The following is a 25,976-nucleotide window of genomic DNA, read 5'->3' as shown; positions in this document are numbered from 1 at the left end:
AAAGAAGGTGTTATAAATGAGTGATTTAAGTCTTGGTGGATTAGCCACTGGTATGGATACACAAGGTATAATTGATCAATTAATTCAGTTAGAACAGCGTCCAATATACAATTACCAGCAGGAAATATCGGAACTGGAAACAACAAAAGGAGCCTGGAGAGATGTAAATAGCAGGCTAGATAAATTAGAAGATAGGATAACAGAGTTAAAATTTTCTTCAACATATAATTCAAGAACTGCTAATAGTAGCAATGAAGATGTAGTTACAGCAACTGCGAGTAATAGTTCTGATGAAGCTACTTACTCTGTTACAGTTAAAAGTACTGCTAAAGCTCAACGTCTTGCAGGAAGTAAATTAGATGATTCTGAGACTGCTATTAAAGATCTCACTGGTTTTACTGGGATTGCTGCTGAAAATAATATTGAGATTAACGGAACTGTTATTACAATTGGCGAAAATGATACCCTGAGAGATATCAGTAATAATATTAATGATGCTGATGCAGGTGTTAAAGCTTCTATAGTTGATAACCATTTGGTATTAGAAACTAATGATACTGGTACCAAAAATGCTTTAGTTGCTGGAGATACTCTTGTTGATAGCAATGGAGTATTGGAATCTTTAGGAATATTAGATGGAGGAGTAATAACAAATGATATCGAAGTTCAGGAAGCTTTTAATGCAGAAATAGATATTAATGGTATTACTGGTATAACTAGTTCTACTAATACTTTTTCTGAAGCTGTAGAAGGTGTTACCTTTAATATTAATCCTGATGCTGTTGATAATGATGGAACAGATACTGCTTTTTCCAGTGTTTCTGTAGCTAAAGATACTGGTAACGCTACCAAAGCGGTTCAAGCATTTGTAGATCAGTATAACAGTGCAATGAGCTTTCTGGATGGTAAAACAGACTATGATGAAGAAACAGAAAAAAGTGCTGTTTTACAGGGTGATAGTACTGCTATGCGCTTACAGATGCGTTTAAGAGAACTTGTAACTTCTAAAGTAAAAGATAGTGGAGACTATAATACTTTAACTTCTGTTGGTATAGAAATTGACAGAGATGGAGTAATGAGCTTTGATAGTTCAAAGTTTACTGAAGCTCTTGAAGATTCTCCAGAAAAAGTTGTTAATCTGTTTAACGCTGAAAGTGATACTGATAGTTATGATGGAATGGCTGTAAGAATGGATAGTTATCTTGACCAATTGATGCAGTCCAATACTGGTTTGATACCAAGAAGACTTGACTTCTATGATACCCGGATAGATGGATTGAATGATGATATAGAAGATGTACAGCGAAAAGTAGAAATGACTCGTCAGCGATATGTTAATCAGTTTGCTGCTATGGAAGAAGCTATCTCAGAAATGCAGAGTCAGCAGAGCTGGATGATGAGTCAACTTCAAGGTATGGGAGGATCTACTAATATACTAAATAGCATGAATTAATTTGTAATTAAAGCTTAAAATCAGGCGAATAGAATATAATTTGATATATTACCAATAATCTATTTTGCCTGGTTTTAAAATTATAGTATTATGTTTGGAGGATATGAATGAATACAATTTACCAAAAAAATATTGAAGTATTGAGAAAAAAAAATAATAATTTAGTTAATACAATAAACAACTTAAAAGAATCAGATTATAAAGATAATTTTAGAGTCTTTAAGAAAAATAATATTGTTTCTTTGAAAGTTATAAAAAATGATGGAACTGAAAAACTAGTTCATAGTAAGTATCGGCCTAGAAAACAAGCTAATCAAGCTATTAATTTTTTGAATTTCAAAAATTATAATTTAATCGGAGTTGCTGGAATAGGTTGTGGCTATTATGTTGAGGAAATATTAAATAAAATCAATGCGAATTCAAGATTAGTTCTTTTTGAAAATAGATTAGATATTATGAAAGAGGTTTTAAAAAAAAGAGATCTCACGGATGTTTTTGGTAAAAGACAAGTATATATATTTGATGGAACAGATAAAAATTATAATAATAAACTTAAGGATATATTTCGAAGAGTAGATTTTTTTTCATTAACTAGTAGTAACATACTTTTTTTTAAAACCCCTATTTTAAAAAAGTTAGAAAAAGAGAGTTATAATAAATTTAAAGAGACTTATTTTTCAACGATAAGATTTGTATCTTCGACTTTAGGGAATTCTTCTGAAGATTCTTTAATTGGGGTAAAAAATATTTTAGAAAACTATAAATATGTTTTGAAAAGTGTTGATTTGGGAAAAATTAATAGTTTCAGTAAAAAGCCTGTTATATGTGTGGCAGCCGGACCTTCTTTAGATAAAAATATAGATTTATTAAAAAAGCATCAAGAAAATGCTGTAATAATTGCTTGTGATACAGTTTTAGAAAAATTATTAAAAAATAATATAGAACCAGATATAGTTGGAGTTTTGGAACGAGGAGAAAAAGTTTATGATTACTTTTTCAAAGATTTAATTAAAGAAAAAAAAATATCTTCAGATATAGTTTTAATTGCAGATGGTGTAGTTCATCCAAAGATATTCAATGAATTTCCTGGGGAAAAATTAGTTGTATTTCGAGAAACTATTCCAACAGAAAGATGGTTTGCAAATAATACAGAAAATACAACAGCTATGGATTTGGGTAATTCTGTAGCAAATTTAAATTTTAGTATTGCTAGTAAGTTAGGGTTTTCTCCAATCATTTTAATGGGACAAGACCTTGCTTATTCTCCAGATGGCAAAGCACACACAATTGAAACAGGATATGATAATTTTGGAGATGATCATTTAAATAATACTAAAAAAGATATTGTAGAAGTAACTGGATATAATGGTGAGAAATTAAAATCAAAACCATGGTGGAAAATTTTCAAAAAATGGTTTGAGTTAGAAATATCAAAAAATAATATTGAATGTATTGATGCTACTGAAGGTGGAGCATATATTGAAGGGACTAAAATAATGAAATTTCAGGAAGTTGCTAATGAATATTTTATCAATGGAAAAAATTCTTTTTTTAAAGAAATGAAATCGAAAGAATCTAATAGTTTATTCGAAAAAGATTTAAATAACCTTATATTATCTCTTGAAAAATTAATGGAGGAAATTTCTTTAATTAATGAAAAAAATATAAATTTACAGAAAGAGGTAAATAATGCTCTTGAATATATAAATAAAAAGAAAAAAGTAGATAAGAAAGTAGAATCTTTATATAGGAATAACGAAAATGAAATAAATAATCTATACACTAAGGAAATGTTTTCTTTTTTTATAATTCAACCAATTTTATTAAATTTTCATAGACAAAAAATAAAAATAGCTAATTCTGAATTATTGCTAATAGAGAAATATCAAAAACTTTTTAATAACAATTTAACTAAACTTACTCAAATGGAAAAAACAACAGAGAAATTAATTAGTATTTTAGATGAGGGTTTGACTGAAATGAGAAAGTTAAAAGAAGGTGATGAAAATCAACTCTAAAATAGATAGTATAAAACATTCACAAGTAATCAATACCTTAGATGGTGCTATTGATTATTTAGATAAAATAAGTTTGTTAAAAAATAGCATTTCTAATCATCTAAATCAAGATGACTATAATGAGGCTTGGAATAATTTTAAGGATATGACTGAAGGCTTGGATACTTTAAATCAATTATTGATGAGTATTAAAAAATTATATTCAATAGATTTTAAAGAAAATTGTAACGGAAAAGCTATTAATAAGAGAATAACTGAATTCAATTTATTTTTAGATAAAATTATTAATGGAATGGAAAATAAAGATTTTATTGAGATAGCTGATTTAATAGAATTTGAGTTTGAGGAGTATATAGAGTCTTATAAAAATGTTTTTATTTGTATTAAGGATTTTATTGATAACATTAATTGATAAATTTAAAATAGTGAGTTGATTTTATGCAATTAAAAAATAAAACAATTTTAGTTACAGGTGGAACAGGTTCTTTTGGTAAAAAGTTTACTCAGATGATCTTAGATAAATATGATATAAAAAAACTGATCATATTTAGTCGTGGAGAACTAAAACAGGCTGAAATGAAAGCTAAATTTGATAATCATCCTAAGTTAAGATTCTTTATTGGTAATGTTCGGGATAAAGATAGAGTCTATCGTGCTTTTGATGGTGTTGATATAGTAATTCATGCTGCAGCTTTAAAAAGAGTACCTGAATGTGAATATAACCCTTTTGAGGCCATTAAAACTAACGTAAATGGTGCTCAGAATGTGATTGATGCTGCTATCGATAAAGGTATTGAAAAAGTTGTTGCTTTAAGCACGGATAAAGCAGCAAACCCAATTAATCTTTATGGAGCTACAAAACTCTGTTCAGATAAACTCTTTACAGCAGGAAATGCTTATGCAGGTGGTAAAAACACAAAATTTGGTGTTGTTCGTTATGGTAATGTAATGGGCAGCCGAGGTAGTGTAATACCTTTTTTCAAGAAAATGAAAGAAACAGGAGTATTACCAATTACAGATCCTCGAATGACACGTTTCTGGATTACTCTAGAAGATGCTGTGAAGCTTGTTTTAAAAGCTTTAGAAGAAATGCAGGGTGGAGAAATTTTTGTGCCCAAAATTCCAAGTATGAAGGTAACTGATCTTGCTACTGCTATTGCTCCTGAATGCAAACAGGAAATAATAGGTATCAGACCCGGCGAAAAATTACATGAGGTTATGATACCAAGAGCTGCTTCCAGACATACGATAGAATTCGAAGATCACTATATAATTGAGCCCGATTATGACTGGTGGGAAAAGGAAAATCATCCTGGAGGCAAAAAATTAGAAAAAGAATTTGAATACAACAGTGGCAACAATGATCAGTGGCTCAGTGTTGAAGAAATGCGTAAACTGATAGAGGAGTTAGACTAATGACTAAGGAATTTATACCATATGGAAGTCAGTGGATAGATAATCAGGATATAGAGGCCATTACTGAAACTATAAAGAGTGATTATCTAACTACAGGCCCCAAGATAAAAGAGTTTGAAGATGAATTTGCAGATTATGTTGATGCTAAATATGCTGTTGCTGTTGCTAATGGAACAGCAGCACTACATGCTGCAACTTATGCGGCAGGCATTAAAAAGGGTTATGAAGTAATAACTACACCACTTACCTTTGCTGCTACAGCTAATTCTGTTCTCTATCAAAAGGCAACACCTGTTTTTGCAGATGTTGAACCTGAAACATATAATATTGATCCTGAATCAATTAAAGAAAAAATCACAGAGAAAACTAAAGCTATTATACCTGTTCATTATACAGGCCAGCCCTGTGAAATGGATAAAATTAAAGAAATAGCTGCTGAAAATAATTTAATTATCATAGAAGATGGAGCTCATGCAGTTGGAGCTACCTATAAAGAACAAAAGGTTGGTAGTATTGGAGATATGACCACCTTTAGCTTTCATCCGGTTAAAAACATGACTACTGGCGAAGGTGGAATGATAACTACTGATTTCAAAAAGCTATATGATAAATTACTTAAATTTAGAACTCACGGTATAACAAAAGATGAATCAGAATATATAAATTCTTCTCATGGCCCCTGGTACCATGAACAGCAGGAACTGGGATATAATTATCGGATTACAGATATTCAGGCTGCTTTGGGTATTACTCAACTTAAAAAACTAGATAAATTTTTAGCAAGAAGAAGAGAGATTGTAAATAAATATAATAATGAATTTAAAGATATAGACGGACTAATAATCCCTGAACAGTTAAGAAACACTAATTCAGCCTGGCATATTTATGTCTTACAGCTGGAATTAGAAAAACTAACTGCAGATAGAAAAGAGATTTTTAATGCCTTAAGAGAAAAGAACTTAGGAGTTAATGTGCACTACATACCTGTTTATTTCCATCCCTACTATCAAAGCTTAGGCTATCAAAAAGGAATCTGTCCTAAGGCAGAGGAGTTATATGAGAGAATAATAACTATCCCCTTATATCCTAAAATGAATGACCAGCAGGTTGATGAAGTAATTGAGAGAATTAAAAGCACAATTAATAAATATCAGAAATAGGTGTTTATAGATATGAAATCTAAAAAAACAGCAGCTATTATCCAGGCCAGAATGGGTTCAACCCGTTTACCAGGCAAAGTAATGAAAATCTTAAAAGGAAAGCCTGTATTGTGGCATGTAATTGAAAGAGTAAAACAGGCTGAAAATATTGACCAGATTATAATAGCTACTACAACAGCTAAAAGAGATAAAATCATCTTTGAAAAGGCTAAAGAATGGGGAGTTAAAGCCTATCAGGGTAGTGAGGAAGATGTTTTAGCACGATATTATGAAGCTGCTGATAAGTATGAGATAGATACAGTTGTTAGAATAACATCGGACTGTCCTCTAATTGATCCTCATGTTATTGACGAGATAGTTGAATATTATAATGGGAATGATTATACTTTAGTAACTAATGCCGGCTCAGACTTAAACAACAGAACCTATCCTCGTGGCTTAGATACTGAAGTTTTTTCTTTTGAAGTTTTAGAAAAATCATATAAAAAAACAGAAGAAAAATATCAAAGAGAACATGTGACTCCCTATATTTATGAAAATTATGATGATATTTATTATTATAAAAACAATGAAGATTTATCTAATTATCGTTTAACTTTAGATACCAAGGAAGACTTTGAATTGATTAAAGCTCTATATGATAAATTATATAATGGTAAGCATGATTTTTACTTAAATGAAATTATTGAGGTTTTAAATAAAAACAAAGAATTACTAAAAATTAATCAGAAGATCAAACAAAAAGAATTAAAATAAAGTGAGGTAGTTGTATGTCAGAAACTATTAAATTTGGTGATAGATTGTTGGGTAAAGAACAACCAGCATATATAATAGCAGAAATGTCAGCCAATCATGCAGGCAGCAAAGAAAGAGCATTAGAAATTATTAGAGCAGCCAAAGATGCTGGAGCTGATTGTGTAAAAGTTCAGACTTATACACCTGAAACTATGACTCTAGACTCAGACAAAAAATGGTTTAAAATAGATAAGGGAACCTGGGAAGGTGAAAATCTATACAGTCTCTACCAGAAGGCATATACTCCCTGGGAATGGCAGGAAGAGCTAAAAAATGAAGCTGAAAGAATAGGTATTGACTTCTTTTCTACACCCTATGAGAATACAGCTGTTGACTTTTTAGAAGATTTAGGAGTTGAATTCTATAAGGTTGCATCTTTTAGTATAACCAATCTTCCATTTTTAAAATATCTTGCTCAAAAAGGTAAGCCTATAATCATGTCAACTGGTATGGCTACTTTAGCAGAAATAGACGAGGCGATTAGAACAATCAGAGAAGCCGGTAATGAACAATTAGCACTTTTAAACTGCTCCAGTGCTTACCCTTCGATAGCAGATGATATGAATTTGAAGAATATCAAAAACCTGGAAGAAACATTTTCTGTACCTGTTGGATTATCTGATCATTCATTAGGTTCTGTTGCAGCTGTAACTTCTGTAGCAATGGGAGCTAAGATAATAGAAAAACATTTCTGTATGAGCAGAGAAATAAAAAATCCTGATTCTTCATTTTCAATGGAGCCGGATGAATTCAAAAAAATGGTTGATGATATAAGAGCTGCAGAAAGAGCAATCGGTAAGATTGATTATTCTATTTCTGAAAAAGAAAAAAATAGCAGAATTTTTAGAAGATCTATTTTTGCAGTTGAAGATATAAAAGCAGGAGAAGAACTAACTAAAGAGAATATAAAAATTATTCGTCCGGGCTACGGTTTAAAACCAAAACACTGGGATAATGCTTTAAAAACTAAAGCTATTAGAGATATTGAAAAAGGAACACCACTAAGTTGGAGTATGATAAAATAAGGTGTGAATAAATTATGCTAAAAACAGAAAGATTGTACTTAAGACCAATGTTAGAAGAAGATGCTCAGTTTATAGTTGAGATGAGAAATAACCCTAAAATATTAAACTCATTATTTAGCTATAGGATGATAACAGTTCAAGAACATTTAAACTGGTATAAAAATAATCTTAATAATGACAATAGAATTGATTTAATGATTTGTAAAAAAGATGATAATAAAAGCATAGGAACAGTTAATTTAGCTAATATAGATTATAAAAACCAGAAAGCAGAATTTGGAATAATAATAGCAGAGTCATTCTGGAATAATGGTTATGCTTATGAGTCCTCGGATAGATTTATAAACTATTCTTTTAATCAATTCAATTTAAATAAAATATATCTGGAGGTTTTAAAAGAAAATACTGCGGCAATTAATCTTTATGAGAAACTTGGGTTTATAGAAGCAGGTACTCTAAAAGAAGATATTTTTAAAAATGGTAAGTTCAAAGATGTTTTAATTATGTCATTATTTAGAGATGATTTAGAATGATTGTAGCCTTAAGAGTAGATGGTGGCAAAGATATCGGTATGGGCCATATTATGCGGACTATGGCTTTAGCTAATGATTTAAAGAAAGAGGAAGAAGTAATAAAAATTTTCTATATCACTAAAAATGATCAATCTGCAGTCAGAAAGCTAAAAGAGAATAATTTTGAAGTAATAACTATAGAGAAAGATCTATCTTATGATGAAGAAATAGAGGAAGTTAAAGAAATCATAAACAAAGAAGAAGTTAATAAACTAATTACTGACTCTTATGAAATTGATCAGAATTATTTAATTGAAATGAGAAAAGTTGTTGATAAACTTGTTACTATCCATGATTATGCACCTTTTGCTTTTCCTTCTCATTTAGTTATTAATGGAAATGCCTATGCTGAAGATTTAGATTATGAATCTTATTATGAAGACACTGAATTTCGCCTAGGAATGGATTACTCACTTTTAAGAGAAGAGTTCAGAAATTTACCTGAAATTGAAGTTAGAAATAAAGTACAAAATATTTTAGTTACTGTTGGTGGTTATGATTTAAGGAATTTAACACCAAAAATTATCAAAGCTTTAAATTCTATTAACTTCGATGGAATAGATGATAAATACATGGATAAAGAAAATCTGCATATTGATGTAGTGATTGGTCCTTCATTTGATAATCTAGATCAGATAGTGGCAGAAGTTAAAAAAAGCAATTCAGATATTTCTTTAAACTTTAATGTTAAAAAGATGAGTAAGTTAATGATAAAAAGTGATATTGCTATTTCTTCTGGTGGAAGTACGCTTTATGAATTAGCAGTAACTAAGACGCCGCCTTTAGTATTGGTGCAAGCAGAGAATCAGGTTAGAGTTGCTGAAAAACTGGATGGCGAAAGTGTTATGAATTTAGGGTATGAGGAAAAGCTCGCAAATATTTCAAAAAGCATTATTGATTTAATAATGAACAAAAATGATTATATAAATAATTCCATAAACCGTAAGAAAATAAATTTTAATATCTAGTTATTTTAAATTCCAAAAAATAAAATAAAGAGGTGATCAAAAATGTCTGCTGTAGAAAAAACAAACTCTGTCCTAACTCAAATCAAAAATCTCCTTGTCCAGAAACTAAACCACCCAAAAGAAACTGAAGCTCAATCAGAAAAAGGTGACAGATTTATTAAATCACAGCAGCCAGAAAAAGTCACCTATGACTTAGAAGACTTTGCAGCTAAAGATGCGGTTAAAAGACCAATCAAAATCAACAACAGCAATAATATTTTTTTTATTAACCACAATAACCGCAATAGAGCTGTAAAAATAGATCCGGGAGAATATAACTTAACAGAGATTCAGGCTGCGATTCAGCAGCAGGTTAACGAAGAGTTTGGAATTGGTAAAGTTAGTGTTAAAATGACTGCCTCCGGTTCAGATCGTTTTATTTATGCTGAAGATAAAAAAGAAGAGCATGTTTTGGATGAGCAGGTTTAGTTCTGAAAGACTCTTTTCAACGTAGATGAAATAATATAGATGATAATAAAAATAGATTGATTGATGGAGGACATAAAGATGGTTACAAACTGCTATATCTGTGGGTCATTAACTAAAAATAGTTCTGGCCTCTGTGATGAGTGCCAGGAAGAAAACCAGGAACAACTGCGTAAAATAAAAGATTTTCTCTGGGATCATCCTAATTCCACAGTGAGGAAAATCCATAAAGAGACTGGTGTTGAGGAAAAAATAATTCGTAAATACATTAGGGATGATAAATTTATAATTTCCAATGTAATAGAGTATGATGAGGACTAAAATAAATTTGAATTTTTTTGAAAGATAAAGATAATTCTATTCTATTCAGGAAAATTTCTTTAGTAGATAGATTAAAAGTTAAAGTATGATAGTTAGGAATGGTTAAAATGCAATTAAAAGCAGTTGAGCTGTTAAAGATAATAAAGAAATTAAAAGAAGAAGTAAAGGCTAAACTTAAAATTGCTGAAAATAAAAGATCAGAAGTGAAAAGAAGGAAGAGCAAACTCACTGAAGTAGAGTGGAAACTGAGAAATATGAGAGCTACAGCAGTTAAAATAAGAGATGAAGAACTAACAGCTGAAGAGAAAAAAGAACTGCAGGAGTATTTTAACTATCTTAAAACTGAGGTAAAGAAATGTGAAGTTTTAAGTTGAGCTAATTATAAAATTTTATAATATTTGATAGATAAAGATAACCCCATTTTTTCAGTGTGCTTGCTGAGAGAATGGTTTTTTTTCTATGTCATGAAAGCTTTGAATGTTGGCATTCGGGGAACAAAAAATATCACTCAACTGCCTAGAGAATCTAATTCTGAATCTTTTTCTTCGATCCACCCCTAAACACTTAAAGATTCTAATCCAAAAATCAATTCCTCGCCTAAACACCTAACTTTCCAATCCGCTCCACCAACCTAATTCTCTCTGCTAACAACATAATAAAGTAAACGTAGATGTAAACAGTATACGTAAACTTTCTACGTAGGGAGAGGAGGAATAGTAGTGCCTAAAAGAATAATAACAACTAAAGCTGAAAGTGATTTCGGTCCAAAAATAATAAGTATTTCTAACAGGAAAGGTGGAGTTGGAAAAACTACTCTGACCACAGTCATGGCAGAGGAACTAGCCAATGCAGGTTACTCAGTAGTAATGCTAGACCTTGATTCACAGACTGATTTGACTGACATCAACTTGAGCCAGAATGAAGATAGTAATCTTTTCGATCTGCTCACCGGCCAGAAAGCATTGGAAGAAGTAGTAACTGAACTGCCCGGCAAAGGAGACAAGAAAATCATACCTGGTTCAGCTAGAGTAGATGAAATACAGACAGGTGTCAGCAATATTCTGGCAGAAATAGTAGAGAAGCTGAAGGAGACCTATGATTTTGTTCTCTTGGACCATCCACCGAGTCTGACTGAGCTTTCCAGAGCTGGTTACATTGTCAGTGATGAGTTGCTAATCATTGCAGAAGCACAGCAGCTTTCACTAAAGAACCTGATCAGTTTCCTGCTAGAAATAAAACAACTGCAGCTGGAGACAGAAACTAAGCTAGAAGTTCTGGGGATTGTGGCTAACAAAGTGGATATGAGAAGAAATCTGACTGAAAGAATGCTTGCAGAGTACAGAAGAACCTACCCGGATCTCTTCTTTGAAGAATACATCGGAGTAGATACAGCAATTCCTAATGCACAATTCAATCAAGAAACAATGAGAGATCTACCATGGAGAGCTAGAACATTGAGTCAATTTGAAAGAGTGATTGAAGAGATGATCCAGTGGCTGCAGTAGGTGAAACTAAAATTCTAAGGGGGATTTTTGATGCCTAAAAAAGTGAAGGTAAATAAACCAGAGTTGAAAAAGAAGTCGAAAGCCAAGGAAAAAGAGCTAGATTTGAAGGAGAAACTAAAAAAGCGAAGAGAAAAGAAAAGCTTTGATGAGGTTCACACCAGGGTTACAACCTACCTGGAAAAGCCAGTCAGAGAGAAGATGGAGCTGCTGAAAGATAAAAATGTGATCGAAAGCTACACTCAGCTTGTGAATCTGGCAATCAAGCACTACATCGCAAAACATCTGGACTAAGTAAAACTACTAATGACCTATGCCTTTTTGATGAGGGCATGGGTTTTTTTGTGTTCAGAAAAAGAAGCCCTAAAATGCTAGCTAAGTCAAAAAAGAAGCTAAAACACAATTGGAGTTCAGCTGGGATTTCGCAAGTGCTGCGATTCTGAGAAGAAAAAAGCTGACTCAAAAAGGTTTCTACTCAAAAATCAGATATATATCATTAAAGTGAAAGGATACTCTCTGGTTGGGTTATCTTCTTTATGTAGGATTAAAATATTATTGGTTATAAATAATTTATGATCAAAACTACTGATTAGACTATGTTCAGCACCCACAGTACAAACTATGCTGGCTTTTTAGTGTTTATAATTCACAATATAACTTTGTAATAAAAAGGGTTTAGTAGGTATTTCAAGAATTATATTATTGGTACAATAAAAAATAAAAATTCTAAGGATGGTGTTATTATGAGTTTAAATTATAGAGCTGGTAATTATTATACAGCAAAAAATTATCTGAATAGTGGATTTAACTTTCCTGAGGGAGAATATAAATTAAAAATTATAAGAGAAGGATTGCCGGAAGATCCTGTTAATAATGAAGATGAGCTAGTTATAGCAGAAGAACAATGGTTGGAGGGGCTAGAAGGTAGTGATCAATACAAAACTGATTTAGAGGGCAACTGGTACTATTTTGAGTTCCCAATTAATGATGAAGGTATTGAGTATATGTGGGTTCCTGAGTCAGTGGTAGTGGAAGTTTTTGAGGAGGGATATTAATGAGTTTTGAAAAACCTATTACTATTAAAGAAGTAGTTAGTAATATTACTACAAATGATTATGTCTTGCCAGCTATTCAAAGAGAATTTGTTTGGAGTGAGAATCAAATTATCAAACTATTTGATTCTTTGATGAGAGGATACCCTATAGGCTCATTTCTATTTTGGGAAATAGAAGAAGAAAATAAAGATGAGTTTAAATTCTATAGTTTTTTGAGAACATACCATGAAAGAGATAATAAACATAATGAAAAGATTAATCTTACCGGTCAATCTGGAGATGTTACTGCTATTTTAGATGGACAGCAAAGATTAAATTCAATATATATTGGTTTAAAGGGAAGTTATGCCACCAAGCTAAAATATTATCAGTGGACAAGTGATCATGCTTTCCCAGAAAAAGAATTATATTTAAATGTTTTATCAAAATCAGATGAATATGATTTAGAGTATGATTTTAAATTTATGAGGGAAAAAGAATTAGAAAGTGAAAAAGAAAATGACAATATATTTTGGTTTAAAGTTGAAAATATATTAAACTTTGAAGATGGTCACCAAACATATCAGTTTTTAAGTGAAAATGGAATAATGGAATATGATAAAGAAATTCGTGATCTTGCATATAAAATTTTGCACAATCTTTACAGAACTGTTCATGAAAAAGAATATATTAATTTCTTTTTAGAAAAAGAACAAGATATAGAAAAAGTTCTTGATATTTTTATTAGGGTGAACCGGGGTGGCACACAATTAAGTTATCCTGATTTATTGTTATCTATTGCTACTTCTCAATGGGAAGAAAAAGATGCCAGAGAAGTTATTTATTCTTTTGTAGAAGAAATTAATAAAATAGGTGGAGGCTTTGACTTTAAGAAGAGATTTGTTTTAAAAGCTGCACTAGTTTTAGCTGATATAGAAGATGTTAGATTTAAGGTGGAAAATTTTAACCATGAAAATATGATTAAAATAGAAAAAGAATGGGATAATATTAGTAGGGCGATCAGAATGACAATAAATTTAATTTCAAGATTTGGTTTTCACGGAAAAACCTTAACTTCCAGTAACTCTATTATACCTATTGCATATTATTTATTGAAAAAAGATTTTCCAAAAGGTTTTATTGATAGCAGTAGGTATAAAGAAGATAGGAAGACTATTAAGCAGTGGTTAAATATAGCAATATTAAAAAGAACATTTAGTAGTGGATCAGATAATGTATTGCGTAATGTACGTGAGTCATTGCAAGAAGATGATTTAGATGAATTCCCAGTTGATAAGATAATTAAAAAATTAAATAGAATAGGTAGAGTATTTAGATTTGAAGAAGAAGAAATTGATGGATTGTTAGATAATCCTTATCATGGAAGTTATACATTTTCTATTTTATCAATATTATATCCTACTCTGGATTTTAATAATAAATTTCATCAAGATCATATTTTTCCAAGTTCATTATTCAAAAAGAGTAATTTAAAAGATAGAAACTATAATGTGAGCAAATATGAAAAGTACAGAGACAAGTATAATTTACTGGGTAATTTACAATTGCTTGAAGGTAAAGAAAATCAAGAGAAGAATAATAAAGAATTTGAAGTTTGGTTAAATGACAACTTTGATGGTGAAGAAGAAATTAGAATGTATAAAAAAAGACACTATATTCCTGATGTTGATTTATCTTTTGATAATTTTATAGAGTTTTTTGAGGAAAGAGAAAAATTAATAGCAGAGAAATTAAGAGCAGAATTTAGTGAATTTATTAATAGATAAATAGTTATTTAATAGGTTTAAAAATGGAGTTTAAGTAAAGCGATTATAATTTATGAGTCAGTAATAAAAGAAATTATTTAATAATTTCAATAATTTATAGAGGTGATATTAATGACTGATTATCAAAAGAAATTAATTAATGAATTATATAAAATTTTATTAGAAATTAATGAAGAAGGATTGGAAGATGAAAATTTTTATAATTGGCTGAGTAATAATTATTTTTTCGAAAATGATCTTGAAGAAATTATAATAAAGATTAAGGGTGCTAAAAAAAATATTGATCTTAATGAATTAAAGAATAATAAATGAAATAGATGTTATTGGTACAGATAAATAAAGCTACTAATAGGTAGTATTAAAAAAAATTATTTACCTGGTGGAAAAATAATTATTTTTAAAAAAATATATAAAACTAAACAGGAGAACGTAAGTTTGTGTAGAATATAATAATAGAGGTAAAGAATATAAGTAATATGAAATCAATTTACCAGAAGAAAAAATAAAATGAATATATTTTTTTCTAAGAATTGTTAATAAGCGATGAAGTTAACATTTATAAAGCTCAACTAATTTTGAGTTTTTATTTTATTATGTTATAATAATTTACGTTGTTTATTAAAGAGTTCAAATGAAAGGAGATTTTTATGGTTAAAACAAAAGATTTGAGTGAATCAAAAGAAGCAATATATAGAAGTGATTATAAAATAAGATTTAAAGAACTAGAAAGTGTCAATAATCCTAAATCGATTCATGGTATTTATCCTTACAGAGGGAAAATGTCGCCTTTTGATGCTGAACAGATAATTACTCAATTACCTAAAAATAAAAAAATATTAGATCCTTTTTGTGGTTCTGGGACAATTTTATATGAAGCACAAAAGCATGGTATGGAGACTTATGGTGTTGAATTAAATCCACTAGCATATACTATTTCAAATGCTAAAGTGAATACAAATGTTGATAAAGAATATGTTATCAATAAAAGTGAAGAACTAATTAATAAAGCACAGAGTGATTTAGAAAATGGTAATATTAAAGAAATGCCTGTAAGTCCTTTATCTCACTTTCATGAAGATACTGCTAAAGAAATAATGAGTATTAAAAATCATTTTAATGAAATGAATGATTATTTGAAATCTGCATATTATGGAGCCATAGCTTTGACTGCTAGAGGGTGTAATAGATATAAATGGACTTCTAGCACAGTTGGGAAAGATATAAATCCTAAAAGGTATATTTGTTTTTATGATAAATTCAGAAATAAATGTAAAAAGCATTTTATGATGAATCAATCTTCTAAGAATGCCTTTATTTATAACAAAAATTCTTTAAATCTTTCTGATTTTATAGAGGAAAACTCAATTGATTTTGTATTTACTAGCCCACCTTATTTTAATTCATTGGACTACACAGCATATTATGCAAAAATTATATATGAAATACATGAGGTTGATAGGAAAGATATTAAAGAAGATTTAATTCAAAATTTGAGTGATTATGAGGAACAAATGAAAAAAGTTATGGTAGAAATTGAAAGAGTGACAAAAGATAATGCATTGATATTTTTTGTAGTTGGAGATAAAAAAATCAGGAGTAAAAAAATTAATGGAGGAGAATTCTTTTCAAAGTTACACAAAAGAAAACCATCTTATATAGTCGAAAGAGGATATACTGGTTCTTCAAGCCAAGTATTCGATGAATTAAACAATACAAAAAGAAAAGAGCAAATAGTTGTTTGGGATAAGAAAAAAGGATTATAAAGGGAGATTTTAATATGCCAGATATTTTTTATAAAGATAGTAGAAATATGAAGGAAGTTGAAGATAATAGTGTGAATTTAATTATTACTAGTCCTCCATATGGAAATTTAAAAGATTATGATACAGAGGACCAGATCGGGTTTAATTCTGAATCATATGAGGGGTATATAAAAGAATTAAACAAAGTATGGGATGAATGTATAAGAGTTTTAGCACCTGATGGTAAGTTATGTATAAATATTATGCCTTTACTTCAATCAGGGGAAGAAACTCATTTTAATAGAAGAGTAACTAGAACTGTTATAACAGATATTGAACATTATATGTTTGATACTGAAAAAATGTTTACTCATGCTTTATTTATTTGGGATAAAAGAAAAATTGCAAGGTTTAGTTCGTTTGGTAGTTATCCATATCCACCAAATTTATTTTCAACATATCCATATGAGTGGATTATAGTTTTCTCAAAAAAAGGTAAACGTCATGGTGTTCCTAAGGAAATAAAAGAAAAGTCAAAAATAACCAAAGAAGAATGGCAAAATTGGGCTATTGATTCGATATGGGAAATGCAACCTGCAAGTGCTAAATCAGAAAATCATCCGGCTCCATTTCCCAAAGAATTACCACATAGATTAATAAAATTATTTAGTTTTTGGGGCGATACAGTATTAGATCCTTTCTTAGGAAGCGGGACTACTGCTCAAGCTGCTTTAGAATTAGGAAGAGATTTCATAGGTTATGAAATCAACGAAGATTATAGAGATTTAATAGAAAATAAAATCAAAAACAAGTCTTTATTTGAAGATCTTTAGTATTTATTGAAGCTACTTCAAATTTGTTATCAGTATTAATTATTTTACCAGCTGATATTAGGCCAAAAGTATTATTATTAAATATATTCTTAATAAAAATATCCCAGGAAAAATTTGGACCTAATATTAAATTATATAAACTTAATCCCCACAAAGCATTGGCTGATATAAATTTGATCTTATGTTTTTTAATTATGTCATAAAATCTCTCAGATAAATTTCCAATTTTGCCAGTTGAATTAATATTATTTGGAGGTAGTAGATCGCTTTCCTTACCTCCAAATAATATTAATAAATTATGATCTATATTGTTTTGGATACAAGCTTTTTTTATTTTTTCAGAGTATTTAAGATATTGTTCAATAAATCTTTCATTTTCATTAATTGCAGATTCTAAACTAGTTTTTGCTTCTAATCCTAAAAAGTAATTATTTGAAATTGCACCAATATCTAGTCTTTTATCTCTGTCATCATTTCCATAAGGTATATTAATTTCAAGACTAATTCGGGCATTATTGAAAGCAGATCCGATTAACAAACTACTTGCCCAGGGTTGAATATTTTCTGTTTCATTTGTTTTGGTAAACTCTTTAAGGTTTTTATAACCCTTATTTCTATTTAAGATTACAGGACCTTCAAATGGATCTATTAATTCCCCATTAAAAAAACTATTTTTTTTGTAATAATTTAAATCAGATTCCCATTTTTCAAAAAACTTATTTTTAAGTTTTGGATTATTTAAGATACATGATAAGCAACCAAAACAATAATCATTAAATTTTAATTCATTTTTCATTTGTAAACCATGACATTTAATTGGAATACAAATTTTATTTTTTTTTGAATTGGGAACATTATCTACAAAATTAAATATATCATTATATTTTTTGTATATGTAAGTATTTATCATTAAATCACTCCAAATTACTCCATATTTTATTAGCTATATTTTTCACTTCAATAGGTGCTCCTTGAGATAAAACATCTTCATTTATTTTTGTTTGTGGTATAAGTATTGAATTATCTTTTACTTTATAGGGTAATCCTACTATAAATGCAATATCACTTTCATATAAGATTATTTCATTAATGTTGTTTAAATTTGGATAAATAAAAAATTTTTCACTGTATTTTTTCATTTCTTCAATTACATTTAATATATTCAAATTCTTTTCTTTTTTGCTAGCCTTATTTAATAAAAAAACTATTAGATATCTTCTATTTAAAATTCTATCATTATACTTTAATGTCGCTTCTCTCACCATTTTACTTCCATGCTCTCTTAAAGAGCCAACATTTTTATTTAAACGCTGATAACTTAATGGATTTTTTACATATATCTTTTTATTCATAATTTTTTTGAATAAATCATTTTTTCTGTATTTTCGAATGCTTAACCTGGGAGCATTAACAATATCTCTATATTTTAAATGGTATAAATTATTATTATCTACCTTTTTTTCAGTATCCAACAAACCCACACTTAATAACCAACTAATAATTCTTGATCTTGCTCTAGTTTCACTATCTCTTTTACTGTCAGTAGATAAAGTAACAGTTTTTCCTTTCCATTTTGCTGTTTCCTCAATTCCAGGATAACCTATTGAAATATCTAAATAATTAAATGTATCTCCTGGTAATTGATTTGCCTTGTGTAAAAATCCTAAAACAACTCCATATGATAAAACACCTTCAAGAGCAATTTTTTCCCATTGTTTCGTTCCAAATTCAGTTTTGCACCATTCTTCTCCTATATTTGTTATTTTAAAGTTATCGTTATTTAATCGTTCTATAAAACCTAAAGCTTCAAGAGAACCTCCAGTATCACTCACAGCTTTTGATTTAGTACTGTCGCTTTTCTTAGATTGTGTAGCGTAACATTTTGAATCATCTAATGGACTATTCAAAAAAGGACAATATTTAATTCCTAAATTTTCTTTTAACATGTTGCAATATTGATGAACATTATTTTCATCATTTTCATCAAATTTTAAATCTTGCAATCTAAAATTACTTTTCCCAAATTTATTATACCTAGATTTTAAAATATAATATAAACATTCTAATCTACTTCCATATTTTCTATTTAATAATAGAGCCATAAATTCACCTCATTTTATTTTTTTTATTAATTCTTTTAAATTTATTAAACGCTCAGATTTTTTTGGATTTATTTCACTTAGAGTTTTAAACTTTGTTAATAGATAGATATTAATATTTTCATTATTAATGGACAAATTTCCCTTAATTTTAATGTAAGAACGTTCATAATAAGGTATATTCTTTTTATCATTAATAACTTTTATTAAATAAATTTTATTATTGTTAAATGCTACAATATCTATTCTTTTATTTCTAGAATGACCTTTAGTTTTCACTTCAGAAAAGAAAGTAATTTCATTATTAGAATAGGTATTTAATATAAAAGACATATAGTCTAATGAATTAAACATAAATTTTTCTAATTTTGTTATATTAATAATATTATTTGAGATGGTTTTATTATTAACACAGAGATAATAACATAAATTACAATTTAAACATTTACTTTGGTTTATTATCATTTTTTCATTTTGATCTATTTTTTGGGCTTTAGTAGGACAAACAAAAACTTTTCTAGCACCTGTTTTTGAAAGTGAATCTAAAAAAATATTTTTAATATTTTTTTTGCTTATTGGTATTTTATTTATTAAACATGGTGGTGATTTGATATGGCATTTTTCACAAAAGTTATAATCTAAAGAAAAAGCTATAATAACCCCTCCCAATTCATAAAGTGTTATATATATATTTGAATATAAATAGTAATTTTCCTGCTTTTTAATTATTATAAGTATAATTTTTAAAAAAATCAATAAATGTAAGTAGATACTTTTTAAGGTTATTGATCAACTTAAAAAAAATTTTTGCTCAGATAATTATATGATAAATTCTTGGTAAATGCAGCTATTGCAGTCGAAATATTTAATATCCTGAGTTTGAAAATGACGGTAATCTAAGAATAAAATATTTTAGATGTGCATATTAAAGTTGTTTTCGGAGTTGATCAAAAAATAATTTAGAAGTATAAATATATTCACTGCATTAAATCGAGTAAACTCACTGCATTAAAATGTAGATGTATACGGTATACATAAACTAATTGTAATAACAACAAATTCAGCGTTTTTTGTAATCTCTAATTCACTGCATTATTTATATTATGCAGTGAATCCTACTAACCGAGATAAAAAAGAAAATAAATCTATATTATAAAAATGATAATAGATTATCATTATAGCTTACAGCTCCCTTCGGGGAGCTTTTCTATTTTACTTTGAAAAAAGGAGATGATGTATGTGGAAAAAGTTTTAGAAGATTTTAAGCAGTGGTTAAGATTGGATGGTAAAAGCAAAAAGACTATTGAAAACTACTCACTGGATATAGGTCAATTTCTAAGCTGGATCACAGAAAGAAATATTAATCTAGGTGAAATAAGTAGAGAACATATTTTAAATTACAAAGTAGAAATAATGAATTCTGGGCTTGCTGTGGTTACTATAAATAAAAAAATCAATTCTTTAAGGTCTTTTAATGATTTTTTGATTGAGAAAGAAATTAATCTTGAAAGAGTAATTAAGCCAGGAAAAGATAGGATTAAAATTGCTGGTGGTAGCGAAAATAATGTAGACGTATACAGCAATGAAGAATTGGAGAAAATATTGTCTGCAGTTAATAAAGAAGAAGTTACTCTGCGCAATAAGCTGATTGTGTATTTACTATTATATACTGGGGTTAGAGTTAGTGAACTGGTAAATATTAGGATTCCTGATTTTGATTTACTAACTGGTGAGCTAAAAATTATTGGTAAGGGTAATAAATATCGAGAAATCCCTCTGAATCAAAAACTAAAAAAAGTATTAAAAAGTTATCTTAATAAAGAGAGGAAAGAAAATAAGCATGCTGAAGATAGTCAGTATTTGCTATTGACAGAAAGAAGTCCAAAAATGCATCGAGATACAGTAAATTATGTATTGAGAAAAATAGGAAAAGATCTTGATTTTAAGTTGAATCCACATAAATTTCGCCACACAACTTTTACTCTTTTGCTTGCCAAGGGAGTTGATATATCAACCATCTCAGCCCTGGCTGGCCATAACAGTATTGAAACGACTAATAAATATTATTTGAATACGAGCAAAGAAGAAAAAGCTGCAGCAGTCTCACTGTTGTAATAATTTCAATCCGAGGTACTTCCTTAATTGGGGGTATCTCTTTTTTGATTTCAAAAAACTTAGGAGGTAGAGAAAAATGAGAATAATTAAAACTAAAGAAGATATTGAACTTTTACGAAACACCTATGCACTGCCAGATGAGTATTTAGACTGGATTGATGATTATTTAGTGCAACTGTATGAAGCTCTTGGTCGAGATGAAACTATGGATCAGTTCCGCTTAGATTGGCCTGGTGGATTTATAGCAGTATTAGAAGCAGGAGATAACTTAAGAGATCTTTCAATATTAGGTTTAAATCATGAAGATGATGGAATATTTGGGTTCCCCTTAGAATATGTCGAAGAATATTCTCTAAATAGAATGGAATTTTACAGGATAGGTATACTTTTTGATAATGAATCAATGCTAACAATTTTCTCAGAAGTAGGAATTCATGATGATGAAATTGAAGACTATCTGGCTGCTGAGGCAATTAATATTGATGACTATGATCAAATGCCAGATGAAGAGGTCCCTTTTTAGGAGGTGGAATCTTGGAAATTATAATTGGAATAATAATAAAATTGCTAAATCAATAATAATTGATGCTAATAAGCCGGCTTGCCAGTAAAGCCGGCTTTTGTGGAATAAAAAAAGGAGGCAAACATTATGGTCAAAAATTACAAAAATAAGATTATGAGAACTTACAGAAAAATCAACAGCACAGAAAGAGCAGTCCATCTTTTCTGCTCTGTAATTCACTTTGATAGAAGAGATAGTAAAATGCTGGCAGTTGCAGCTATAAGTGCAGATAAAAAGCTAACTGCATTAAAAATTATAGATCAAAGTTTTGATGCTAAGAATGCTGCCCCGGGAGAAATATTCAGCAAAATCAATATAGATCCTAACAGCAGGTTGATCTTTGCTCAAAACAAGTTTGATTTACCGGAACCATCACTTGCAGAAATCCGTTTTGCCAAAAATTTAAAAGAAGCAGCTGAATTAATGGGTATACGATTTTTAAACTATTTAAGTATAGCAGAATATGATAATCATTTGAGTTTTAAGGGTAGTAAATACATTGAATTTTGAAGGAGGTTATTTATAATGACTAAAGCTGAAGAACTGGCTAGCATTTTTAGAAAAAGCAAAAAGGTTATAATTGAAAATCTAGATAACGAAAGTTACAACATAACTAACACTTACGTAATGATAAACCTTAAGGGAGAGGAATACATGAATTTCTTCGATAAGTACAACAGTTATATTACTACAACGGATATTCCGCTGGAATTTGAGGGTGTAATTTCAATAACTAAAGATGGTGATCAATTTAGTGAGGATAGTCTAGACACTAGAATTATAACTGATAAATTAGATGAGGCCAATTTAGAGGTGGAAAGTACCCCATTTTATTTAAACAGAGGTAAAAAAGAAGAAGTTAAGTTAATGAAACTGGAGAGCAAGAAATTGGCCATCTTCGACAGGGAATATGAATATTTATTGAGCTTAGGCAATGAATATAGAATCAAAAATACTGAGTCCCCATTATTTGTATTAAATAATGAAAAATAAAAGCTGTGATTATGCCGGTAAAATATATTTGCGAAACTTCAATTAGAAATAAAGTGAAAAAATTAATTGCTTAATCAAAAGTTAGGAGGAAAATAGATGTTCATAGATATAGATGAATATAACGACGGGAAGACGGCATTAGTTGATATTGAAATTGACCAGGGAAGTAAAATACACAGAGCATTTTTGAGCAATGATGGAAAGATTATTGCTTACGAGATGATTGCTGAGAATTATCCTGCCTGGGCCTTAATTGTGTTCGAATCTATCTTTGAATATTACAATGAAATCAAAGATGTGGATTGGATAATATCAGGAATAAAAATATCAATGTTGGATACTATTAAAGAATTATTAGTAAAGGGGCTGAATTAAAATGATAATGGATATAATATATGGCAATTGTGGTATTAATTTCAAAGAAGTTCCTGAAGGTAGTCAAATCGATAATAATAAAGTTATTGTTAGGCCAGAAATAGAAGAAAGAATAATAGCTAAAATTCGAGAGGAGTATCCTGATCTTACAAGATTGGAGATACTCCTCTTTTTATTGCAGTACGGTCCGATGACAGATGTGGATCAAAAAGAGGATGTAATTTTAGAAGAGGGATACATTACTAAAAATGGAAGGTCAGTAAAAAATGATAAACATTCAGAAGTATAACTTACAGGTGATAAAAGAATCTGGTGGTAGATATGATTTAAGTAGAACTATAAGAAGTGCAGCTGCAGCAAGAGATGTTTTCATAGAAGTTTTGAACCTAGATAAGAGGGCAGAAGAAGTTTTTGCGATGATAACTTTAGATGTAAAGTCTAAAATTACAGGTGTATTTGAAGTTTCAGTTGGGTCGATTTCAGGAGCACTAGTAACTCCGAGGGAAGTATTTAAAAGAGCTCTTCTGACTAACAGCAAAGCTGTAATTTTCGCACATAATCATCCTTCAGGGGAGCCTGAACCTAGTGCTGATGACATCAGCATAACTGAAAAATTGGTGAAATCTGGAAAAATAATTGGTATAGATGTATTTGACCATTTGATTTTGGGAAATGCAAATGATAATTATATTAGCTTAAAAAGTGAAGGGTATATTGAATAATAGGAGATTAAAAGGAGGTGGGCTTTATGGAACTTTTACCAAAGGAATTAGAAAATAAGATGCCATCAATTGAAGAAGCAAAGCAGAAAGAAGACCCTATATTATATGTAAAATATTTCCACCCGTTGTCAAGTTGGACATGGTATGCAGCAGGCTACAGTGATGATCATTTCTGGGGACTTGTAGATGGTGATTTTCTTGAAATTGGAATCTTTTGTCTTTCTGAGATGAAAAGTATTCGGGTTTTTGAACTCTGGATTGAAAGGGATCTACATTTTGAGCCCAAACCAATGTCGGAAATACGGCAGGAAATAATGGAAAAAAGGAGGTAAATGATAAATTGAAAGAGATAAAAAAAGTTAGCAATTTAGGACTAGAACACAAAGTTTTGATGGGAGCAGAAAACTCGTTAGGTGATAACTACCTGCTAATTTATCTAGCCAGAAAAAAGGAGTTTGTCACCTATTTTTACAATACTGAATTCGATTCAGTGACAATGGGCCACTATCTATATTCAGCAGCAGATGGTTTGAAAGATTTGTTGAACAGGGCTGAAAAAAAGGTAGGGGAAGAAAAAGTTGAGATATATGCAGTAAAAGAAAATATCCACTTCTTAAAAGATGGAAAAGTTAAACACTGGAGAGGAGGCTAAAATTGAGCTTGGTTACTTTATTTAGTCATTAAACTTATAATAGAAAAACATTTATCTGCAGCTGATGCTTCAAATATAGTGGCATCTAAAAATAATGTTAGTGTAGATGAATTATTAAAATTAGTTCCAGATAAATATCTTTAATTAATAAAAATCCTGTTCAGTTGATCTTATACTGAACAGGATTAAAATGTTTATTTTTTATTTGTTTTAACCACTAATATATTATTACCACTAACAAAAGTAGCAAATACTTCTTCTTTTGCCTTTACTAATTCAAAGGCAACAACCTCAGTATATCCTTCTTCTATTTTTAAAATTTCTAAATCAAATTCATCTTCAGTTATTTTTGATAAAATATGATTTTTACTTTTATCATATCGTTTCTTAAATTTTAATTTTTTTGTAGTTTCAGTTGGTTTATAGATACCTTTTTTGTTTTTTTCAATACTGAGTGCATCGAGGTCTCTGTGAATTGTTGGTTTACTTGTTTTTTTGTCTAGAGTGTTAAAATAATTATTAATTGCATCCGTCAATTCTTGCTCTGTATAAAATTCTTGCTCAGACACAAATTTTTGTACCATTTCTCTGCGTTCTTCTTTTTTTATTGATTCCATAATTTTTATCCTCCTTTTTCAATGAAATATTTTTTGCCAATATTTTATTAGATTGCTAATGTGACAGCAATTAGACTGGTTCAGTTAATTGTCAAAGAAATTACCACCAAATAAACTGGTGCATATAAACACCCTAAGAATCCAATAACTATATTTGAAATATAACTGAAATTTATTATATAATAATGAAATAAAAATTTCAAGTATTCGATTCATAAAAATCAGCATAATCCTTGACATATCAGAATATACTGATATAATTAATACAAATATAATAATGAAAATAATTTCATAAAGGAGGAAATAGCATGTTGAATCAAGTAAAAAGTTATAACTCAATTAATACTGTACTAATTAAAAAATCTGTTTCATCTTTAGTAGAGGTGATTAATCATCCTGTAGAAATAAGTAATCTATATTATTATGCAAAAACAGTAAAAAAAGTTGTAAAAAATCAATATTTTGATAGTTTAAATGATCAAATCTTAATAGCTGAATTAATAAATAAATTAAATAATAATTATAATGCCGTAAATTTAAATAATGGTAAAAGATATATTATGTCTAATAACATTTATGTTCTAAAACAGCTTGAAGTAGCAGCAGATCACATTTTAAAAATTCTTACGAAAGAAATAGGTAAAAATAGGCTTATGCAAATAGTTAACTGATTTTTAGTATCTGCATACAAATTTATTATTTTAGCATAATATAATCAGTGTTTAATGAGCTTGTCAGTATAAATTAATT

33 protein-coding genes are annotated in these 25,976 nt (G+C 29.3%); 29 read left to right on the top strand and 4 right to left on the bottom strand.

Annotated features, from left to right (window positions below):
* The first annotated feature begins 16 nt into the window (after positions 1–16).
* The 19 genes from fliD to ACZ446_RS11395 all read left to right on the top strand — a co-directional run bounded on the left by fliD (position 17) and on the right by ACZ446_RS11395 (position 17,091).
* Positions 17–1,453 (top strand): flagellar filament capping protein FliD, encoded by a 1,437-nt coding sequence (fliD, locus tag ACZ446_RS11485; protein ID WP_464392691.1) that lies wholly within the window; start codon positions 17–19, stop codon positions 1,451–1,453.
* Positions 1,454–1,560: 107 nt separating this feature from the next.
* A complete protein-coding gene (locus ACZ446_RS11480; protein ID WP_464392690.1) occupies positions 1,561–3,471 on the top strand; it encodes a motility associated factor glycosyltransferase family protein in 1,911 nt (636 codons plus the stop codon).
* Positions 3,455–3,883 carry a DUF8042 domain-containing protein gene (locus tag ACZ446_RS11475; protein WP_464392689.1) on the top strand — a complete coding sequence of 143 codons (429 nt, stop codon included), beginning with the start codon at positions 3,455–3,457 and terminating at the stop codon, positions 3,881–3,883. Before ACZ446_RS11480 ends, ACZ446_RS11475 begins: the two co-directional genes overlap by 17 nt.
* 26 nt (positions 3,884–3,909) lie before the next feature.
* Positions 3,910–4,887 (top strand): UDP-N-acetylglucosamine 4,6-dehydratase (inverting), encoded by a 978-nt coding sequence (gene pseB / locus ACZ446_RS11470; RefSeq protein WP_464392688.1) that lies wholly within the window; start codon positions 3,910–3,912, stop codon positions 4,885–4,887.
* Positions 4,887–6,047 carry a UDP-4-amino-4,6-dideoxy-N-acetyl-beta-L-altrosamine transaminase gene (gene pseC / locus ACZ446_RS11465; RefSeq protein WP_464392687.1) on the top strand — a complete coding sequence of 387 codons (1,161 nt, stop codon included), beginning with the start codon at positions 4,887–4,889 and terminating at the stop codon, positions 6,045–6,047. The genes pseB and pseC overlap by 1 nt, the downstream gene beginning before the upstream one ends.
* Before the next feature lie 12 nt (positions 6,048–6,059).
* Positions 6,060–6,803, top strand: a complete 744-nt coding sequence (locus ACZ446_RS11460) for a cytidylyltransferase domain-containing protein (protein ID WP_464392686.1) — start codon at positions 6,060–6,062, stop codon at positions 6,801–6,803.
* A 14-nt stretch (positions 6,804–6,817) separates the two neighbouring features.
* Complete coding sequence (gene pseI / locus ACZ446_RS11455; RefSeq protein WP_464392685.1) at positions 6,818–7,867, top strand: pseudaminic acid synthase; 1,050 nt, start codon at positions 6,818–6,820, stop codon at positions 7,865–7,867.
* A gap of 14 nt (positions 7,868–7,881) precedes the next feature.
* Positions 7,882–8,400, top strand: a complete 519-nt coding sequence (gene pseH, locus ACZ446_RS11450) for a UDP-4-amino-4,6-dideoxy-N-acetyl-beta-L-altrosamine N-acetyltransferase (RefSeq protein ID WP_464392684.1) — start codon at positions 7,882–7,884, stop codon at positions 8,398–8,400.
* The gene (gene pseG, locus ACZ446_RS11445; RefSeq protein ID WP_464392683.1) at positions 8,397–9,407 is read left to right on the top strand and encodes a UDP-2,4-diacetamido-2,4,6-trideoxy-beta-L-altropyranose hydrolase; all 1,011 of its coding nucleotides are present in this window, start codon (positions 8,397–8,399) and stop codon (positions 9,405–9,407) included. Before pseH ends, pseG begins: the two co-directional genes overlap by 4 nt.
* Before the next feature lie 42 nt (positions 9,408–9,449).
* A complete protein-coding gene (locus tag ACZ446_RS11440; protein ID WP_464392682.1) occupies positions 9,450–9,875 on the top strand; it encodes a hypothetical protein in 426 nt (141 codons plus the stop codon).
* Between the two features lie 78 nt (positions 9,876–9,953).
* Complete coding sequence (locus ACZ446_RS11435; RefSeq protein WP_464392681.1) at positions 9,954–10,193, top strand: hypothetical protein; 240 nt, start codon at positions 9,954–9,956, stop codon at positions 10,191–10,193.
* Positions 10,194–10,291: 98 nt separating this feature from the next.
* Entirely contained in the window at positions 10,292–10,567 is a 276-nt protein-coding gene (locus tag ACZ446_RS11430) for a hypothetical protein (RefSeq protein WP_464392680.1), read from the top strand.
* A 345-nt stretch (positions 10,568–10,912) separates the two neighbouring features.
* Positions 10,913–11,698 carry a ParA family protein gene (locus ACZ446_RS11425; protein ID WP_464392679.1) on the top strand — a complete coding sequence of 262 codons (786 nt, stop codon included), beginning with the start codon at positions 10,913–10,915 and terminating at the stop codon, positions 11,696–11,698.
* A 30-nt stretch (positions 11,699–11,728) separates the two neighbouring features.
* Positions 11,729–11,989 (top strand): hypothetical protein, encoded by a 261-nt coding sequence (locus tag ACZ446_RS11420; RefSeq protein WP_464392678.1) that lies wholly within the window; start codon positions 11,729–11,731, stop codon positions 11,987–11,989.
* Positions 11,990–12,438: 449 nt separating this feature from the next.
* Positions 12,439–12,750: a hypothetical protein gene (locus ACZ446_RS11415; protein WP_464392677.1), complete on the top strand. Its 312-nt coding sequence runs from the start codon at positions 12,439–12,441 to the stop codon at positions 12,748–12,750.
* The gene (locus ACZ446_RS11410) at positions 12,750–14,516 is read left to right on the top strand and encodes a GmrSD restriction endonuclease domain-containing protein (protein WP_464392676.1); all 1,767 of its coding nucleotides are present in this window, start codon (positions 12,750–12,752) and stop codon (positions 14,514–14,516) included. The genes ACZ446_RS11415 and ACZ446_RS11410 overlap by 1 nt, the downstream gene beginning before the upstream one ends.
* Before the next feature lie 111 nt (positions 14,517–14,627).
* Positions 14,628–14,828 carry a hypothetical protein gene (locus ACZ446_RS11405; RefSeq protein ID WP_464392675.1) on the top strand — a complete coding sequence of 67 codons (201 nt, stop codon included), beginning with the start codon at positions 14,628–14,630 and terminating at the stop codon, positions 14,826–14,828.
* Between the two features lie 335 nt (positions 14,829–15,163).
* Entirely contained in the window at positions 15,164–16,279 is a 1,116-nt protein-coding gene (locus tag ACZ446_RS11400) for a DNA methyltransferase (protein WP_464392674.1), read from the top strand.
* Positions 16,280–16,293: 14 nt separating this feature from the next.
* A complete protein-coding gene (locus tag ACZ446_RS11395) occupies positions 16,294–17,091 on the top strand; it encodes a DNA-methyltransferase (protein WP_464392673.1) in 798 nt (265 codons plus the stop codon).
* Here the strand turns inward: ACZ446_RS11395 and ACZ446_RS11390 are convergent.
* From ACZ446_RS11390 to ACZ446_RS11380, 3 genes are read right to left on the bottom strand one after another with little or no spacing between them, the layout of a single operon-like run.
* Positions 17,060–18,001, bottom strand: coding sequence for a hypothetical protein (locus ACZ446_RS11390; RefSeq protein WP_464392672.1), 942 nt, complete (start codon positions 17,999–18,001; stop codon positions 17,060–17,062). The genes ACZ446_RS11395 and ACZ446_RS11390 overlap by 32 nt on opposite strands.
* Before the next feature lie 4 nt (positions 18,002–18,005).
* Complete coding sequence (locus ACZ446_RS11385) at positions 18,006–19,193, bottom strand: hypothetical protein (protein WP_464392671.1); 1,188 nt, start codon at positions 19,191–19,193, stop codon at positions 18,006–18,008.
* A 9-nt stretch (positions 19,194–19,202) separates the two neighbouring features.
* Complete coding sequence (locus tag ACZ446_RS11380; protein ID WP_464392670.1) at positions 19,203–19,859, bottom strand: hypothetical protein; 657 nt, start codon at positions 19,857–19,859, stop codon at positions 19,203–19,205.
* A gap of 570 nt (positions 19,860–20,429) precedes the next feature.
* Between ACZ446_RS11380 and ACZ446_RS11375 the strand changes: the two genes are divergently transcribed.
* The 9 genes from ACZ446_RS11375 to ACZ446_RS11335 all read left to right on the top strand — a co-directional run bounded on the left by ACZ446_RS11375 (position 20,430) and on the right by ACZ446_RS11335 (position 24,609).
* Positions 20,430–21,305 (top strand): tyrosine-type recombinase/integrase, encoded by an 876-nt coding sequence (locus ACZ446_RS11375; protein ID WP_464392669.1) that lies wholly within the window; start codon positions 20,430–20,432, stop codon positions 21,303–21,305.
* Positions 21,306–21,381: 76 nt separating this feature from the next.
* Complete coding sequence (locus ACZ446_RS11370; protein ID WP_464392668.1) at positions 21,382–21,828, top strand: hypothetical protein; 447 nt, start codon at positions 21,382–21,384, stop codon at positions 21,826–21,828.
* Between the two features lie 126 nt (positions 21,829–21,954).
* Entirely contained in the window at positions 21,955–22,377 is a 423-nt protein-coding gene (locus ACZ446_RS11365; protein ID WP_464392667.1) for a JAB domain-containing protein, read from the top strand.
* Positions 22,378–22,392: 15 nt separating this feature from the next.
* A complete protein-coding gene (locus tag ACZ446_RS11360; RefSeq protein ID WP_464392666.1) occupies positions 22,393–22,860 on the top strand; it encodes a hypothetical protein in 468 nt (155 codons plus the stop codon).
* 96 nt (positions 22,861–22,956) lie between these two features.
* The gene (locus tag ACZ446_RS11355; protein ID WP_464392665.1) at positions 22,957–23,235 is read left to right on the top strand and encodes a hypothetical protein; all 279 of its coding nucleotides are present in this window, start codon (positions 22,957–22,959) and stop codon (positions 23,233–23,235) included.
* A gap of 1 nt (position 23,236) precedes the next feature.
* A complete protein-coding gene (locus tag ACZ446_RS11350; RefSeq protein ID WP_464392664.1) occupies positions 23,237–23,524 on the top strand; it encodes a hypothetical protein in 288 nt (95 codons plus the stop codon).
* Positions 23,502–23,957 carry a JAB domain-containing protein gene (locus ACZ446_RS11345; RefSeq protein WP_464392663.1) on the top strand — a complete coding sequence of 152 codons (456 nt, stop codon included), beginning with the start codon at positions 23,502–23,504 and terminating at the stop codon, positions 23,955–23,957. Before ACZ446_RS11350 ends, ACZ446_RS11345 begins: the two co-directional genes overlap by 23 nt.
* A 26-nt stretch (positions 23,958–23,983) precedes the next feature.
* A complete protein-coding gene (locus tag ACZ446_RS11340) occupies positions 23,984–24,289 on the top strand; it encodes a DUF2958 domain-containing protein (RefSeq protein ID WP_464392662.1) in 306 nt (101 codons plus the stop codon).
* 8 nt (positions 24,290–24,297) lie between these two features.
* On the top strand, positions 24,298–24,609 hold the full coding sequence (locus ACZ446_RS11335; protein WP_464392661.1) for a hypothetical protein: 312 nt from the start codon (positions 24,298–24,300) through the stop codon (positions 24,607–24,609).
* 194 nt (positions 24,610–24,803) lie between these two features.
* On the opposite strand, the gene ACZ446_RS11330 is transcribed toward ACZ446_RS11335, so the two are convergent.
* Entirely contained in the window at positions 24,804–25,226 is a 423-nt protein-coding gene (locus ACZ446_RS11330) for a hypothetical protein (RefSeq protein ID WP_464392660.1), read from the bottom strand.
* Between the two features lie 308 nt (positions 25,227–25,534).
* On the opposite strand from ACZ446_RS11330, the gene ACZ446_RS11325 reads away from it, so the two are divergent.
* Positions 25,535–25,897 carry a hypothetical protein gene (locus tag ACZ446_RS11325; protein ID WP_464392659.1) on the top strand — a complete coding sequence of 121 codons (363 nt, stop codon included), beginning with the start codon at positions 25,535–25,537 and terminating at the stop codon, positions 25,895–25,897.
* Positions 25,898–25,976: the final 79 nt, after the last annotated feature.

The sequence above is a fragment of the Halanaerobium sehlinense genome, from assembly GCF_055379485.1.
Note: the sequence above shows the minus strand (reverse complement) of the source record. Positions and strands in the feature narration are given on the sequence as shown.